The sequence below is a fragment of the Kordia sp. genome (assembly GCF_050633145.1).
GTDB lineage: Bacteria > Bacteroidota > Bacteroidia > Flavobacteriales > Flavobacteriaceae > Kordia.
In genome coordinates this window covers 221969-238836 of sequence record NZ_JBOEFY010000004.1, presented here as the reverse complement: position 1 = coordinate 238836, position 16868 = coordinate 221969, and the positions used below count along the sequence as shown (strand labels likewise).

The 16868-nt window shown below is 31.9% G+C and carries 10 protein-coding genes; 2 read left to right on the top strand and 8 right to left on the bottom strand.

Annotated elements, in window-relative coordinates; translation table 11 throughout:
* Positions 1–317: 317 nt before the first annotated feature.
* Positions 318–776 (bottom strand): GAF domain-containing protein, encoded by a 459-nt coding sequence (locus ACRBBL_RS03240; RefSeq protein ID WP_431367607.1) that lies wholly within the window; start codon positions 774–776, stop codon positions 318–320.
* A gap of 169 nt (positions 777–945) precedes the next feature.
* Here ACRBBL_RS03240 and xrtF point away from each other — a divergent pair, with 169 nt between their 5' ends.
* Both xrtF and ACRBBL_RS03230 read left to right on the top strand, forming a co-directional pair.
* A complete protein-coding gene (gene xrtF, locus ACRBBL_RS03235; protein WP_431367606.1) occupies positions 946–1473 on the top strand; it encodes an exosortase family protein XrtF in 528 nt (175 codons plus the stop codon).
* Positions 1474–1914 carry an exosortase F system-associated membrane protein gene (locus ACRBBL_RS03230; protein WP_431367605.1) on the top strand — a complete coding sequence of 147 codons (441 nt, stop codon included), beginning with the start codon at positions 1474–1476 and terminating at the stop codon, positions 1912–1914.
* A gap of 461 nt (positions 1915–2375) precedes the next feature.
* On the opposite strand, the gene ACRBBL_RS03225 is transcribed toward ACRBBL_RS03230, so the two are convergent.
* From ACRBBL_RS03225 to ACRBBL_RS03195, 7 genes are all read right to left on the bottom strand, one after another.
* Positions 2376–4745, bottom strand: coding sequence for a hypothetical protein (locus ACRBBL_RS03225; RefSeq protein ID WP_431367604.1), 2370 nt, complete (start codon positions 4743–4745; stop codon positions 2376–2378).
* A gap of 14 nt (positions 4746–4759) precedes the next feature.
* Complete coding sequence (locus tag ACRBBL_RS03220; RefSeq protein WP_431367603.1) at positions 4760–7171, bottom strand: hypothetical protein; 2412 nt, start codon at positions 7169–7171, stop codon at positions 4760–4762.
* Positions 7172–7407: 236 nt separating this feature from the next.
* Complete coding sequence (locus ACRBBL_RS03215) at positions 7408–9744, bottom strand: hypothetical protein (protein WP_431367602.1); 2337 nt, start codon at positions 9742–9744, stop codon at positions 7408–7410.
* Between the two features lie 130 nt (positions 9745–9874).
* On the bottom strand, positions 9875–12205 hold the full coding sequence (locus ACRBBL_RS03210) for a hypothetical protein (RefSeq protein ID WP_431367601.1): 2331 nt from the start codon (positions 12203–12205) through the stop codon (positions 9875–9877).
* A gap of 136 nt (positions 12206–12341) precedes the next feature.
* Positions 12342–14705 carry a hypothetical protein gene (locus ACRBBL_RS03205; RefSeq protein WP_431367600.1) on the bottom strand — a complete coding sequence of 788 codons (2364 nt, stop codon included), beginning with the start codon at positions 14703–14705 and terminating at the stop codon, positions 12342–12344.
* Between the two features lie 226 nt (positions 14706–14931).
* The gene (gene groL / locus ACRBBL_RS03200) at positions 14932–16569 is read right to left on the bottom strand and encodes a chaperonin GroEL (RefSeq protein ID WP_431367599.1); all 1638 of its coding nucleotides are present in this window, start codon (positions 16567–16569) and stop codon (positions 14932–14934) included.
* Between the two features lie 20 nt (positions 16570–16589).
* On the bottom strand, positions 16590–16868 hold the full coding sequence (locus ACRBBL_RS03195) for a co-chaperone GroES (RefSeq protein ID WP_431367598.1): 279 nt from the start codon (positions 16866–16868) through the stop codon (positions 16590–16592).

Below are 16868 nucleotides of genomic sequence, written 5' to 3'. Positions count from 1 at the left end.
GGTTAACCAATTTGGGTAACCAAATATAGCTTTTTATTTTTAACTGTTTGCATTGGTTCTTGAAAAAATAGAAATCCTTGAAAGATTGTTTGTGTAAAATCGTTTTTTAAGTAGACTGAATGTGTTTGAAAACGATTTATATTTTTATTCTGGAGTTAGAATAAAAAAAGCTGATATACAATATCCAAATTATTGTATATCAGCTTTAAAAATATGTTGAAGAAGATAGTCTGTTTTAGCTTTTGATCTTACTCGAAGTAACAAAAGGTATATTTCGAAGATATCTCGATACTCACTACTAAAATCTCAATACTTAATTAAGAAAGTATCTTAGCTACTTCCGCATTAATGAATTCTAAAAACTCTTCATCTTCTTTAGTGAAAGGATCAGGAGTATTTGAATCAATATCAATTTGACCAATATTTTCACCATTTACGAATAATGGAATTACTATTTCTGCTTTTACGTGAATGCTACATGCAATATAATTGTCCTGCGCTTGTACGTCTGGAACCAAGAAGTTTTCATTGGAAACAGCAACTTGTCCGCAAATTCCTTTCCCGAAAGGAATAATCGTATGATCTGTTGGTTCACCTGCAAAGGCACGTAATTTTAATTCGGGTTTGTCTCCGTTTTTAAAGTAAAAACCAACCCAGTCGTAATGGTCAATATTTTCTTGTAATAATTCGCACACTTTTGTCATGCGATCATCTACAGAAAGTGTATCGTTAGAAATAATGTTTACTATTTCGGGTTTATATGTTGCTAATGCCATGTTTCTTTTAACTTAAATTTTCACAAAAATAGTCGAAAAAAATCTAAAAATCTTTCATGAGATTGCGAATAAAGTGACTTCGAAAATGAATTCGACAAATTTTGTAGAAAATGTGATATTTTCAATCGTTTTAGAGTAAGTTTGTAACACTTAGAACCATTCAATAATTGTGTTAGAAAGCATTAAAAAATACAAATCAGCTTTAGGATTTATCGTTAAATTCTTTATTGTGTATGCAATATTGACGTATGTGTATAGTTTGTATTTGTCAAATTTTGAAGGAGAACCAGATGGTGTAACACGTATTGTGGCAAATCAAACAGAAAGTATTATCAATGCGGTTGGATATACTGCCAATGTTGAGGTTCATGAATCGGAACCAACAATGAAATTACTAGTTCATGGTAATTATGTGGGGCGTATTGTAGAAGGTTGCAACTCAATTAGCGTGCTCATTTTGTTTATTACATTTGTGATTGCGTTTACAGGAAATTTAAAAAATACAGTGCTATTTATTCTTGTCGGAAGCGTCTTAGTGTATTTAGCAAATTTGTTGCGAATTGTCGTTTTGGGTATTGGATTGTATCGTTTTCCAGACCAAGAATATTTGTTGCATCAAATTGTGTTTCCTACTATTATCTATGGAATGGTATTTTTGCTGTGGATGTTTTGGGTTCAAAAATTTTCAAAAAAGTAGATGGGGAAAATTTGGAAATATATCGTTATTGGATTCCTTTTCGGATTGCTCGTTTTAATACGCGCTTTCGAGAACGAACTATTCTATGATCCATTTTTAAACTTTTTTAAAAACGATTATTTACAAGCTGCAATTCCAGATTACGAAGCTTGGTCACTCTTTTTTAGTCATGTATTTCGATATGTGTTGAATATGATTGTTTCCTTAGCAATTATATATATTGCTTTTGAAAACATACATGTAATTAAGTTTTCACTTGGTTTGTATATTGTTGCTTTTGTGATTTTGGTATCACTGTATTTTTATCTCATTCAGCACGATTTAGCAGAAGATTATTTGCTTACATTTTACGTACGACGCTTTTTAATTCAACCACTTTTTGTGTTGATTTTACTGCCTGCATTCTACTATCAGCGTAAAATAAAGAATGAGGAAGTGTGATTGTCAGACTCGGCTTTGCCTGTTGGATTGTTAGTGTTTTGGTAGTCTTTGAAACTACTAGCTAAACTTTTATTAAATGTCAGTTCGAGTGATTTTTGATAAAAAATTGTATCGAGAACTACTTTGAAACTCGATTATTAGATGCGATACGCTCTTGGATTTTTAGTAACGCTTTGCTTTAGATTCGCTTCGACAGGATTAGTGCTGGTGCTCTTGATATTTTGGTATCAACTTCGTTACATTTTCTTAGTACATCTCGATACAAATTTATTGCATAAATTAACTCGATGTGACGTTTGTTGTTTTAAATTCGACTTCAATTCTCCAAACGTCTGTTCGAGTGTTTTATCAGAATAAAATGGAGATAAAATGTATCGAGAACTACTTTCATGTCAGACGCGCTTTGCTCTTGGTATTTTAGAATTTCCAAAGTAACAAATCAACAAAAATACAAATCAGCATTACTCATACACACTAATCGTTTTTCGCTGCGAAATCAATCCGCCATCTTTACTAATACCTTCAATAAAAAGTGTAATTTCTTCCGTTCCAGTATTCGGAATTTTGATTTGATGTACGCCAGATCGCGATATTTGCACATTCGTTTTCCAGTCAATTACGCCGTAATAATTAAAGTTTCTGCTCGATAGATTTTCATATCGCGGTGCGTAATAAGTTTTGGCTTCACTAAATCCTATAGGTACTCGCGTAATCATAAAATCTTCACTCGCTTCATCATTAAACAAAGGAGTAGATCTTAAGTAGATTTTAATAACACCAGCACTTGCGTCAATCAAACCATATCCGTATCCATTTCTACTAACGGTTATTTTTTTAACATCAGCAGTAGATAGATTGCTAATGAAATCAAAATTTTCCAATTGTATATCATCAATAAATATATATGGAGATATTGACTTTGTGTGTGTCATAGGTTTTCTAGTTGTAATACTCAATCTGGAACCTCTTACGTGATCAACAATAATGTTGTAACCATAATTTCTGAGTATATCAGTTACTTTTGGAAATCGATACGTCATATCAAGATCTACTTCAAGACTCTTTAAGTCTAATAACAACGGATCAGGATGATTGCTTTTCTCTTTTTTCTTTCCTTCCAAAATTACCGCATCAAGTGCTTCGGTATCATCACTTACGTTAAATGCTTTTATGGAACGAATTGGTTCTTTTTTTTGATTGGTTTCAGCAATGAATAATGGGTTTTCTACCGCATCTTCGGCACTTAAAACATCGTATTTTAGATATAATTTTGGTTTAAAAAATTCCTTTTTAGAATTAGCGTACGCAATTTTAATGTTTTCACCATCTTTTGGGAAAAAGTGCGTGTGTGTAAATTCTCGTTTTGTATTTATAGGCACAAAAAATGCTGATTTGTACTCGCCTTGTTGAATGTAAATACCTTTTACGTTTTTCGTCGGATAATTTACCGTGCCACTTACTGTAATTCCGTTGGTAAAGCTTGGTTTTTTGTTGGTGTTGTTATTAAAAATAGTGGTCCAATCGTATTTGCTCCAACCTTGCGTAATGAGTAACATATCTAAGTTTTTTCGAGTTTTTACGGTATTGTTTCTAAAATAATAAGAAGGGTTTTCAATAAAACCTTTTAAATATGGTTTTAAATAGCAAGATGAAAAACTATTGTGTGCAGGATCGTAACTTTTGGTTGATTCTGGCAATACAGAAATACTAACAATTGCATCGTCTGTATTTTTTTTGCTTTTAATCATGAATACATCGAGCGTAACAGAATCTTTAGAAGTTGCAGCTTTTTTAATGATAAACGCCGTTTTTCGCATAAAATATTCATTGAAGAACATGCGCTCTACAATTGGTTTTGTTCCTTTAAAAAGCGTGATGGTATTTATGCCATTAAACAATTCCTTTTTGGAAATTACTTGTGATATAAGTGTGTCTTTTATTTTGAGAGGAATTGCTTTAGATGCACCATCTTTATGAATAAGAAGTGTAAACTTATCAGAAGCGACTGTTGCTAGTGTTGTTTTGTTGGTGCGAATATCTATACGAATACTATCTTTTTGAATATTGTTTGCAATGATATTGAAACCTCTTTGTTGTACTTTTGGAAGCGCAATATTGAGTGCTGAGTTTTGTGTAATTTTAACTTGTGCAGCATAGGTTTCGTTGGCTGATGCTTCAAGAAAAAAACTGCCAATACCTAAATGATTGCTATTAAATTCAGCCACTGTATTATTGTTTTTATCGCGAATAATTCCTGAACATTTTACACCTTTTCCCTCTGCATTGATGGCTTTGAACGCAATACGGTTTTTAGTGTTTTCAATAATATGTCCACCTTCTGGCAAAAACTGAATATCAAAGGAATTAGCAGATTTTTCTTCTTTTGTATTTGTAGTTTTTGTAGCGCCTATAATGGCAATTTTTTCAATATAATCTGTATTAAAGAGTGCGTTGTTTTTATTGTTAATGCTAGCTTTTACAAAATAGTTTCCAGAAGGAAGTTTTTTATCTATTTTGAGATTCCCAGTCGTAACTCCGTTTTGAATATGGAATAATTTTTTTGTGAGTTGAATACCTTTTTCATTGTAAATACCGACAAACATATTTGTGGGTTCGTCCGAAACTCGCGTTTTTTTACGATCTAATAAATAGGCTTGAAACCAAACTTCTTCGCCAACCAAATAGGTAGATTTATTAAAATGAAGAAATAATGCTTCGGTACGAAAATCAAAATAACGTTCGTATGTGTTTTGTATTGTTTTTTCAGTTTGTGCAAACGTATTGAAGACAACTGCTAAAAACAAAAACATGATATAATGCTGTTTTTTCATAGCAATTGCTTGTGTTATTTAGTCTCTTTTTGAATAGTGATTGTTCTTTTTTCAGAAATTAAACTTCCATCTTTAGAAAGTCCTTCAATAAACAATGTAATCGCTTTTACATCTTTGTGTTTTACTACAAAATTGAATGGTCCTCTTCTAGGAATAGTGTTGTTTGGTCGCCAATCAATAACGCCATATTTTTGATAGGTTTCGTTTGTAAATGACTGGTATTTTGGTTCGTAATACTGTTTTGCAACACTAAAGCCAATAGGTGGCGAATAATTTGCAAACGTCTCTTTTTTTGAACTGGTATTAGTAACCAATGGAGTTTCTCTGGAGTATATTTTAATAACGCCACCAATGCCGCGCACACCATACCCTTGCCCTGTTTTATTGATAACAACTCGCTCTACATTAGCGGTTGAAAGATTTCGCAAAATCCTGAAATCAGATAGCGGAGCGTCATCTAAAAATATCAGAGGAGATATAACTTTAGAACCGCGTGGAGCTCCAGGTGGACCTTCTAATGTTAATCTTTTTCGTGAAAAAATGCGTAAGTTTTGCATATCAAAAGGGTCGTCAGATACGTCATAACCGCTATTTTCAATGATGTTTTTAACTTGAGGATATTGCAAGTATTCTTTCATTCCAATTTTAGTTTCTTTGGCATTCACCATCATCGGGTCTATATTTCTCTCCTTTTCTTTCCCCTTTCCTTCTATCAATACAGCGTCTAATGCTTCTGCATCATCTGGAAAAAAACCATTTGGAAGTATGAAGATGTTATTTTTGTTTAAAAATGAACGGTCAATACTAGCGTTTTCTGAAATAAAATCTTCTTGATTGTTTACACTGTAACGTAAATACAATTTTGGTTTTAAAAATTTTTGCTTGTTATTCACATACGAGAAGCGTAGTTTTTCACCTGCTTCAGGATATAAATTTTTCACTACAAAATTTCGTTCTTTATCAATTGGAATATATTGTGATGGTAATTTTTTGGTGTCATATAAAAACATTCCAGTGACACCTTTTGTTGGATAATTTACCGTTCCATGAATTGTAATGCCTCGGTGAACAGTTGTTTTTTTAGATTTGACTTTAAAAATATTTGTCCAATCATACTTACTCCAACCTTGGGTAATAAGCAATGCGTCTAATGCTTTTCTTTTTGTCTTTGAATTGTTAGGGAAATAGTATTTCGGATTTTCAATTTCACCACGTACGTAGGGTTTTAAATAAAAGCTTGAAAAAATACTATTTGCAGGATTGTATGCTTCTGTAGTTCCAGGTAGTATAGAAATACTCACATTGGCTTCTAGAATTCCCGATCTTCTTTTTACTAGATATAAAGAGAGTTTTGATTCATCTTTTACGGTTTCTAATTTTTTAACCAATACCGAAAGATTCTTTTCTACTTTTTTATTGAAAAACATACGCTCCAAAATCGGTACCTTTCCATCAAACAGCGTAATTGTATTTACACCATTAAAAAGACCACTTCGCGCAATTGTTAAGTCTACTTTTTCTGTGTTTTTAAAAGAAAATGGCATAGAACGCGTCAAACCATCTTTGTGTATTAATAGTGTATAGTTTTTGGAAACGATGCTGCGTAATGTTTCCGTATTGGTATTCATTGAAATTTTCACACTGTCTTTTTCAATATTGTGTACTTGAATGGTAATTCCAGTGTTTTCTACTTTTGGCAAAGCTTTTTCGTTAGTTTTTTCTTCTTTAAAAGTGGTTTTTGCAGTATAAACAGTATTCTTTTTTGGTGAAAGTTGCAAAGTGCCTATTCCGTAGTGATTACTTTCAAAAGTAGTGACTTCAGTATTGTTTTCATCATAAATAATTCCTTTTGCATAGACACCTTTTCCTTCTTGATTGATTGCTTTAAAAGCAACGGTGTTTTCAATATTTTTCACAAGATGTCCACCTTCAGGTAAAAACTGAATATCATATTCATCAGTTACTGAGTTGTTTGGTTTTTGAGGAGCATAATTTTTTCCATAAATGGTAATTTCTTCAATAAATACTTCTTCCAATTGTTGGTCAGCCATTTGCTCTGTGGTGGCTTTTATATAATAAACTCCAGAGTTTAGCTCTTTGTCAAGTTCTAGGTTTCCGTATGCAAGTCCTTTGTCAATAAGAAATAATTTTTTAGAAACTTGTTTACCATCTGTATCGTAAAGACCTATATATAAGTTTGTAGAAGTATTAGAATTTCTTTCGTTTCGTTTGTCAAAAATATAGCCTTTAAACCATATTTCTTCACCTACTAAATAACTTGTTTTGTTGAGGTGAATGAATATTGCTTCATTCTTTGAAAGCTTAAAATGTTCTTTGTATTGTTTACTAATAGAAGCATTCGTTTGCGAGAGGGTATACAGTGAAATGCATAGTAAAATGTAAAGGCAGTAGTATTTCTTTTTCATATTGTAAAAGGTTCGTCGGTTTTCAATTCGTTTTTAAAATCACCAAGATGAAATTATTTCATGAATGGGATTTTATATTGAAAATGAATTTTACTGGGAACAATTCACTTTTGAATGGGGATTTTTTTAGGTATTTTTATAAGAATGGGATTCCTATTTAATAAACTATCAACTACTATATTCGAGACAGTGTATCAAATATAGTAGTTTTTTTGGAATTTTAAGCTATTTATAATTTATCGCACTTGAATTGTCCTTTTTTCTGAAATCAATTCACCGCTTTCTGAAATACCTTCTATGAATAGCGTAATATTTTTGGTGCGTGTATCATAAATTTTAAAATTGACAGGCTGCGATTTGTTGAGTTTTACTTCTGGAATCCAAGAAATAGCGCCATATCTTTCAAATGTACTACTTAGATAAGAAGCATATTTTGGGGCATAGTATTTTTTGGTTGCTGTAAATGCTTCTGGAGCAATTTCACTTGAATATACGATTTCGTTTGAACCTTTTTTGAATAAAGGTGTTCTACGCGAATATATTTTGATAACACCGCCAAAACCAGCACTCATACCTTGTCCCTGTCCAGTTTTATCAATAACTATTTTTTCTACATTCGCAGTCGATAAACCAAATAAAATTGAAAAACTAGTCAATCGTACGTCATCATAAAAAATTACAGGTGATGCTCTTGGTCTTCTTCTGGCAAAGATGGAAACTTCCCCTAAATTTGTATATACATCATATCCGCTGTCTTGAATAAAATCAGTGATATTATAATAACGTTCGTATTCTTTTTGAGTGATTTGAGTCACTTTTGCATTCATAAGAATAGGATCTTTTTCTTCTTTCTTTTTTGTTGCTTTGATCACTACTTGATCTAAATTTTGGGCATCTTCGTAAAAGAAGTTTTTTGGCACTTTAAAATCGCTAGAATTAGACGAAATACTAGAAGCTTCACTCAATACAGCTTCTGTGATTTTATCTTTTCCATCAGCTATTTTGAATCGTAAATAAACATTTGGCTTTTTAAAAACTCCTTTTTTGTTCATATATGAGAAACGAATTTCCTCGCCTTCTTCTAGAAATAAATTAGATAGTGTAAATTTTTGATTTTTGTCTAAATCAATGAATCGAGCAGAATGATTTTTAGTTGCATACATAAACAAACGATCTACACCAGATGCTGGTCTGTTTACTTTTCCAGAAATGACAAGTCCGTTTTCAAAACGATTGAGACCATTTGGCTTTTCTTCAAAAATATTTTTCCATTCATAGCGACTCCAACCTTGTGTTAATAACAAAATATCAAGCTCGTATTTTTTCTTTCTATCCATCTTTTTAAAATAGTATTGCGGATTTTCCACGGTACCTTTTATATGTGGTTTTAGATAGAAGTTGGACACAATATTATGATTCGGATTGTAGCTTTTTGTCAATTCAGGCAAGACCGAAATACTTAGGTTTATAGTATCTCGTAATTGCGTTTCGCTTATTGATAAAATGATTGAATCGTTTACAGTATCTATTTTTGAAATGTTTAGCGCTGATTTTTTAATAAAGTAATCATTGAAAAATAATCGCTCTATAATTGGGACATTATCATCTGTGAAAACGGTAATGGTGTTGATTCCTTTGAATAGATCCTTTTTGGGTACACTAATTGCTTTTTCTTGCGTATTATCAAATGAAAATTCAATGATTTTTAGCTTTCCATTTTGATGAATGAGTGCTTTGTACTTTTTTGCTGGATTTGATTCTAATGTCGCTTTATTTGTGTTGAAGTTCAGAATTACCTTGTCTGGAAATGGAGTGTTGACAATAATAGTAATTCCTTTTTCTTTTGCTTTTGGAAGTGCCTGAGTAATTACTTTACCACTTTCAAACTCAATTGTAGCAGTATATTCTTGATTTGCTTCTGGATAGAATAAAAACTTCCCCAAACCTTTAGAGTTCCCTTCAAACGAAGTAATTTCTTTTTGGTTTTTATCATAGATAATTCCGTTGGCAATTACACCATTTCCTTTTGTATTGATAACTTTAAAACCAATGGTGTTTTTGGTATTTGCAATCATATGTCCACCTTCAGGAAGAAATTGAAAATCGTAATTTTCTGCTGTTTCAGCGTCCTTTTTTATAGATGGCTTTTCTGTGATGACTTCAATTTTTTGAATAAAAGCATTGCTTTCCTTGAAGTTTTTCATCCAATTGGTTTCAGCTTTTACATAATACGTTCCCGAAGTAAAAGTAGAATCGATTAATATGTTTCCTTTGGCAACGCCGTTTTCGGCTTTAAACAACGCTTTTTGTACTTGGTTTCCCTTGTTGTCATACACACCAACATGAATATTAGTGGTCGCTTTTGAAGTAAGTTGATTCTTTTGATCATACGAATAACCTTTTAACCAAATTTCTTCCCCTTTAAAGTAAGTCGTTTTGTTTAAATGAACAAAGAGCGATTCTCTAGGAAGTGTGAAATAGGCGGCATATTCATCTTCTACAACTTTTTGTTGACTGAATACTTGTAAATTGCTTAATAAAAAGAGATATAATAGTATGTATTTGTACTTCATGTGTGTCTGTTTCAATTCGTAAAAATAAGAAATGGATGTAGTTTTTTTCTTAAAAAAATGTCAATATTTTTAGAAGATATGCTATAAATACATTGAAAAACTACATTGTATATATGCATCAGGTATACTTTTAACGAACTTGAATTGTTTTTCGTTCAGAAATCAAGTCACCATTTTTGGAAATCCCTTCAATAAATAGTGTAACTTCTTTAGTTTGGGTATCCAATATTTTAAATGTTTTCACTTCATTATTGATTAAGTTTAAATTAGGAATCCAAGAAATACCTCCATATTTTTCGAAAGTATTGTTTATATAAGCACTATATTTTGGGGCATAATAATCTTTTGCTTTTTTAAATGCTAAAGGAGCAACACTCGTATTATACATTGGATTGGAGTAGTTTCCTGTTTTAAACAATGGGGTTGTACGTGTATAAATTTTTATAACACCACCAAATCCACGTATTCCAAATGAAGCTCCCGTTGTATCTATTGTTATTTTTTCTATAATGTCCATCGGATAATTATATAACATGTTTGCATTTATAATTTCTACATTATCTATAAATATCAAAGGCGGTGGTATTGGGGTGTAAGAAAATCTATCAACTAATATTTTTACCTGTCCAAAATCTTCCTTAACACTAAAGCCATTAGCTCTAATGAAATTAGTAATTTTAGAATAGTGATAATAATCATCCTTGGTAATTTTTGTAACAATTCCATACCTAAGTGTCGAATCACGTTCTCTTTTCTTGGTTTGTAGCACTACAGCATCTAAATTTTCTGAACTATTATAAAAGAAATCATCAGTAAGTTCGAAATTTGTATTAGCAGTATTTTTATCCGTTGGAATGTCTATTAAATTATTTGTATTAATACTATCATTTACTTTAGAAACACTAAAAGAAACGTACATTTTTGGTTTTTTTAAAGCACCTTTTTCATCAAGGTAGGAAAAATGAATTTCTTCATTTTCTTTTAGGTAAAAATTATGAATAGAAAATTGCTTTTTTTTATCAAGTTTAATGAATTGTGCAGAATGAAACTCTGTAGAATGTAAAAAGAGACTATCTACATTTTTTACCGGATAATTTAAAGTTCCTCGAATTGTAATCCCATTTTCAAAAGGATGTGTTTGCTTTGGTGGATTTGTAAAGATGTCATTCCATCTGTATTTACTCCAACCTTGGGTAAGTAGTAAAATGTCCAATTCATACTTTTTCTTTTTGTCTATATTGTTAAAATAATATTGCGGATTTTCAATTACTCCTTTTAGGAATGGTTTTAAGTAAAAGGTAGAAATAATAGAGTGATTTGGCTTATAAGCTTCTGTAGTTTTAGGTAATATAGAAATACTAAGATTTGTAGTTTCAGTAGTGTTAAATTGTTTTGCTGAAAAAATAATAGAGTCTTGAATTGTATTTATTTTAGATATGGCAATGGAAGTGTTTTTTATATCATAATCATTAAAAAACATACGTTCTAAAATCGGATTGTCATTTTCATCAAAAAGTGTAATTGTATTTACACCTTTGTATAATTCTTCTTTTGCTAAAATAATTGCCTTGTCTTTTATACCTTCAAATGTAAAAAAAGTCGTTTTTAATTTTCCGTTTTGATGTATTAGTAATTTGTAAGTTTTGTTTTGAATTGAGGTCTCTGTATTTGTATTAAAATTAATAATTACAATTTTTTCAAGCAAAGAGTTTACAATAACAGAAACTCCTTTAGTATGAATCTTTGGTATAACTTTCGTAACCGTTTCTCCGTTTGCTAAAGTGATTTTAGAAGTATACGTTTTGTTTATACTTGGAGTCAATAGAAATTTTCCTAACCCTAAAGAATTGCTTTTAAAAGTTGTAATCTCCGTGCCAGAATCATCATATATAATTCCAGTAGCTTTAATTCCTTTTCCATTTTTGTCAAGCACTTTAAGCCCTATATTATTTTTTGTATTTGCAACAATATGTCCGCCTTCGGGTAGAAACTGAAAATCATAATTAGTGTTCGTTTTGGGGATCTTTTTTTTGGAATTATTTAAAGTGATAATTTCAATTTTTTGAATGTAGCTATCATCTTCTTTAAAGTTTTTCATCCAATTTGTAGTTGCTTTTATATAATAAATGCCCGAAGTAAAAGTGGAGTCAATAAAGAAGTTTCCTTTGGTATACCCATTTTCTGCCTGAAATAACCCTTTTTTTAATTGGTTTCCATTTGCATCGTATATTCCAACATTAATATTTGTAGTAGCTTTTGATGAAAGATGGTTTTTACGATCATATGTATAGCCTTTAAACCATATTTCTTCTCCCGATAAATATGTTGTTTTGTTTAAATGTAGGTATAGACTTTCTCGCGGAAGCGTAAAATAGGCAGCATATTCGTCTTCAATATTTTTTTGCTGCCCGAGTAGGAGGTAACTGCTCAGTAGCATGAGTGGTAACAGTATGTATTTCATAATAATCGGTTTGGATTATAAAGATAAGAAAGCAATTGTAATTTTTTTTCTTAAAAACTACTCAATATTTTATAGAAGAGTAGTATTTAGGTGTTGATACACAATTGCTTTCTTATCATACATTATAAACTTTCTTTTAACGAACCTGAATTGTTTTTCGTTCAGAGATCAAATCACCATTTTCTGAAATTCCCTCTATGAATAGCGTTATGTTTTTGGTGTGTGTATCATAAATTTTGAAGTTAACAGGTTGCGATTTGTTGAGTTTTATTTCTGGAATCCAAGAAATAGCACCGTATCTTTCAAACGTACTACTGAGGTACGAAGCGTATTTGGGCGCATAGTATTCTTTGGTTGGTGTAAACGCTTTAGTAGTTTTTGTTCCAGAATATACTTTGTTGCTAGAACTTCCTGTAAACAAAGGCGTTCTTCGTGAAAATATCTTTATAACACCTCCAAAGCCTCCTATGGAACCTTGTCCAAGCCCCGTTTTATCAATAACGATTTTTTCAACATTTGCAGTTGACATGCCATATAAAACAGACAAATCACCCAATCGTGCACCATCGTAATAAACAAGCGGTTGTGTGGATTTTTGAGTTTCTAAATCCGTAATAAAACGTCTTCTGGCAGTAATAAAAATTTCTCCCATATTTTCATATACATCGTATCCATTATCCCGAATAAAATCTGTGATGTTAAAATATCGATTGTATAATTCTTTGGTAACTCTTGTGACTTTGGCATTTATTAAAAAAGGGTCTCTTTCTTCTTTTTCTCTTTTTACTTTGATTACAACTTTATCTAATTCTTGTGAGTCTTCATAGAAGAAGTCTTCAGGTATTTTAAAGTTGATTGCGCTCGAAGAAATGCTTGTTGCTTCGGTCAAGATAGCATTTGAAATTTTATTAGTTCCATCAGCTACTTTAAAACGTAAATACATATTTGGCTTTTTAAAAATTCCTTTTTTATTTATGTATGAAAAACGAACTTCTTCATCTTCTTCTAAAAATAAACCAGACAATTCAAATTTTTGATCTTTATCTAAATCTATAAATCTAGCAGGATGATTTTTTGTGGTATGTAAAAAAATGCGTTTTACACCAGAAATAGGTCTATTTACACTGCCTGAAATTGTAATTCCGTTTTCAAAACGATGCAAAGCATTAGGTTTTGAGCTAAAAATATCTTTCCAATCATAACGACTCCAACCTTGTGTTAGTAATAAAATATCTAGTTCAGATTTTTTCTTTTTGTCCATTTTATGGAAATAATATGCTGCATTTTCTACAAATCCTTGTACATGCGGTTTAAGATAGAAATTTGAAAGAATGTTGTTTTGCGGATTGTAACTCTGTGTCGTTTCTGGTAAAATAGAGATGCTCACATTTGCAGTGTTGTCTAGCTTCAATTCTTTGATGGAAAGTAAAATTGAATCTTCAATAGTGTTAAGTTTAGAGACGTTGATGGTTGTTTGCTTGATGCCGTAATCATTAAAAAATAAACGTTCTAATATTGGATTTTGATTGTTATCAAATACGGTAATTGTATTAACGCCTTTGTACAATTGATTCTTTTGAAGGCTTACTGCTTTTTTTGTTCCGTTAAATTTTAAAGCTGCCGTTTTTAGCTTTCCGTTTTGGTGAATTAATATTTTGTATTCTTTGGCAGGATTCTTCTCTAATGTTTCTTTATTAGTGCTAAACTCTAAAATGATTTGATTTTCAGAAAGACTTTGTAGCACTAAAGAAAGACCTTGCGCTTTTGCTGTCGGCAATTCTTTTGTAATGATTGTTCCGTTTTCAAGTGTGATTTCGGCAGTGTATTTAGTGCTTTTTTTAGGTTGAAGTAAAAATTTTCCCATTCCAAGTGTATTGCTTTCAAATGAAGCGACTTGTTTTTTGTTTTCATCATATACAATTCCAGAAGAAGGAATGCCTTTTCCAGTATTGTCAACAACTTTAAAGCCAATATTGCTAGTGGTATTTGCTACAATATGTCCGCCTTCGGGTAAGAATTGAAAATCGAAACGCGCTTCTTTGATGCCTTTATTTTTTGCGGTTTCTTTATTGCTAATAATTTCAATTTTTTGAACAAAAGCATTGTCTTCTTTAAAGTTTTTCATCCAATTGGTGCCTCCTTTAATGTAATATGTACCTGCGGTAAAGGTAGAGTCAACAGCAAAATGTCCTTGTGTGACACCATTGATAGCTTCGAATAGCGCTTTTTTGACTTGTTTTCCCTTCGCATCATAAAGACCAACATTGATATTGGTTGTAGCTTTTGAAAGTAATTGATTCTTTTGATCGTACGCATATCCTTTAAACCAAATTTCTTCTCCAACGAAGTAGCTGGTTTTGTTTAAATGTAGATATAAATTTTCTCTAGGGAGTGTAAAATATGCTGCATATTCGTCTTCAATTACTTTTTGTTCTTGTCCGTACGAACTAAATATAAAACTTGTAATGATGAGAAATAAAAGCTGGTAACTCTTTTTCATAATATATGGTGTTAATGTTTGGAGAGTATTCCACAAAAAAGATACCAATATGTCAGAATTTTAACAAAAATTGTTAAAACCCTTGTTTCAACTTCTAAATAATACTTCTGTCTTGCTGAAAAGTTTTTTTGAGCTTTTGAGTATAATTTTAGCACTTATAAAAGTGAAAAGCCTCTCAAATACAATGATTTAAGAGGCTTTTTGTGTTGTTCTATATTTTAGATGATTACATCATTCCTGGCATTCCGCCGCCCATTGGTGGCATTCCACCGCCAGCAGGAGCTTCTTCTTTGATGTCAATCAATGCACATTCTGTAGTTAAGATCATTCCTGCTACAGATGCTGCATTTTCTAATGCAATACGTGTTACTTTCTTCGGATCAATAATTCCAGCTTTTAGCATGTCTACATATTCGTCTGTTTTCGCATTGTAACCGAAATCTTTTTTACCTTCCATTACTTTTGAAACAACAACGCTTCCTTCACCACCAGCATTTGAAACTATGGTACGTAATGGCTCTTCAATAGCACGGGCAATAATTTTGATTCCTGTTACTTCATCCAAATTATCTGTAGTGATATTTTCTAAAACACCTTTGGCGCGAACTAAAGCAACTCCACCACCGGCAACAATTCCTTCTTCAACAGCAGCTCTTGTAGCATGTAATGCATCATCAACTCTGTCTTTTTTCTCTTTCATTTCTACTTCAGAAGCAGCTCCAACATATAATACAGCAACTCCACCAGCTAATTTAGCCAAACGTTCCTGTAATTTTTCTTTATCATAATCAGAAGTTGTCGATTCAATTTGTGCTTTTATTTGTCCAACACGTGTTTTAATCATTTCTGCATCTCCAGCACCATTTACAATAGTTGTATTGTCTTTGTCAATCGTGATTTTTTCAGCAGTTCCTAAAAGATCAATAGTAGCATTCTCTAAAGTAAATCCTCTTTCTTCAGAAATTACTGTTCCTCCAGTTAAGATTGCAATATCTTCTAACATTGCTTTTCTGCGGTCACCAAAACCTGGTGCTTTTACTGCTGCAATTTTTAAAGCTCCTCTCAATTTGTTTACTACCAATGTAGCTAATGCTTCACCATCTACATCTTCAGCAATAATTAATAAAGGCTTTCCAGTTTGTGCTACTGGCTCTAAAACTGGCATTAAGTCTTTCATTGAAGAAATTTTCTTATCAAATAATAAGATATATGGACTTTCCAATTCAGCTTCCATTTTTTCAGAGTTCGTTACAAAGTAAGGAGATAAATATCCTCTGTCAAACTGCATTCCTTCAACCACATCTACAGTAGTGTCAGTTCCTTTAGCTTCTTCAACAGTGATAACTCCTTCTTTTCCAACTTTTCCAAAAGCTTTTGCAATTAAGTCACCAACTACTTCGTCATTGTTCGCAGAGATTGAGGCAATTTGCTTAATCTTTTCAGAAGAATCACCAACTTTTTTAGCTTGCTTGTTTAAGTCTTCAACAATAGCAGTAACTGCTTTGTCAATTCCTCTTTTCAAATCCATTGGATTTGCTCCAGCAGCAACGTTTTTTAATCCTTCTTTTACAATTGCTTGTGCTAATACGGTTGCAGTTGTTGTTCCGTCTCCTGCTAAATCGTTTGTTCTAGAAGCAACTTCTTTTACCATTTGTGCTCCCATGTTTTCCAATGGGTTTTCAAGCTCAATTTCTTTTGCTACAGAAACACCATCTTTTGTTACTGATGGCGCACCAAATGATTTGCTAATGATTACGTTTCTACCTTTTGGTCCTAAAGTTACTTTTACTGCATTTGCTAATGCATCTACACCACGTTTGAGTCCGTCACGTGCTTCAATATCAAATTTTATATCTTTTGCCATTTTCTTTTTGTATTAAAAAATTAAATAATTGCTAGAATATCATCTTCTCGCATGATGATGTAGTCTGCGCCTTCAAACTTGATTTCAGTTCCAGAGAACTTTCCATAAAGAACAGTGTCACCAACTTTTACCGTTAACGGTTCGTCTTTTTTACCTGAACCAACTGCAACAACAGTTCCTCGTTGTTGTTTTTCTTGTGCCGAATCTGGAATGTAAAGCCCTGAAGCAGTTTTTGTCGCTGCTGGCAATGGGGCAATCAAAACTCTATCTGCTAGTGGTTTGATATTAACTTTGCTCAT

Bases quoted from the DNA above. Each gene is read 5' to 3' on its own strand.
- ACRBBL_RS03240 (WP_431367607.1), bottom strand. From the start codon at position 776: ATGGCATTAGCAACATATAAACCCGAAATAGTAAACATTATTTCTAAC.
- ACRBBL_RS03230 (WP_431367605.1), top strand. From the start codon at position 1,474: ATGGGGAAAATTTGGAAATATATCGTTATTGGATTCCTTTTCGGATTG.
- ACRBBL_RS03225 (WP_431367604.1), bottom strand. From the start codon at position 4,745: ATGAAAAAACAGCATTATATCATGTTTTTGTTTTTAGCAGTTGTCTTC.
- ACRBBL_RS03220 (WP_431367603.1), bottom strand. From the start codon at position 7,171: ATGAAAAAGAAATACTACTGCCTTTACATTTTACTATGCATTTCACTG.
- ACRBBL_RS03215 (WP_431367602.1), bottom strand. From the start codon at position 9,744: ATGAAGTACAAATACATACTATTATATCTCTTTTTATTAAGCAATTTA.
- ACRBBL_RS03210 (WP_431367601.1), bottom strand. From the start codon at position 12,205: ATGAAATACATACTGTTACCACTCATGCTACTGAGCAGTTACCTCCTA.
- ACRBBL_RS03205 (WP_431367600.1), bottom strand. From the start codon at position 14,705: ATGAAAAAGAGTTACCAGCTTTTATTTCTCATCATTACAAGTTTTATA.
- groL (WP_431367599.1), bottom strand. From the start codon at position 16,569: ATGGCAAAAGATATAAAATTTGATATTGAAGCACGTGACGGACTCAAA.
- ACRBBL_RS03195 (WP_431367598.1), bottom strand. From the start codon at position 16,868: ATGAGCAAAGTTAATATCAAACCACTAGCAGATAGAGTTTTGATTGCC.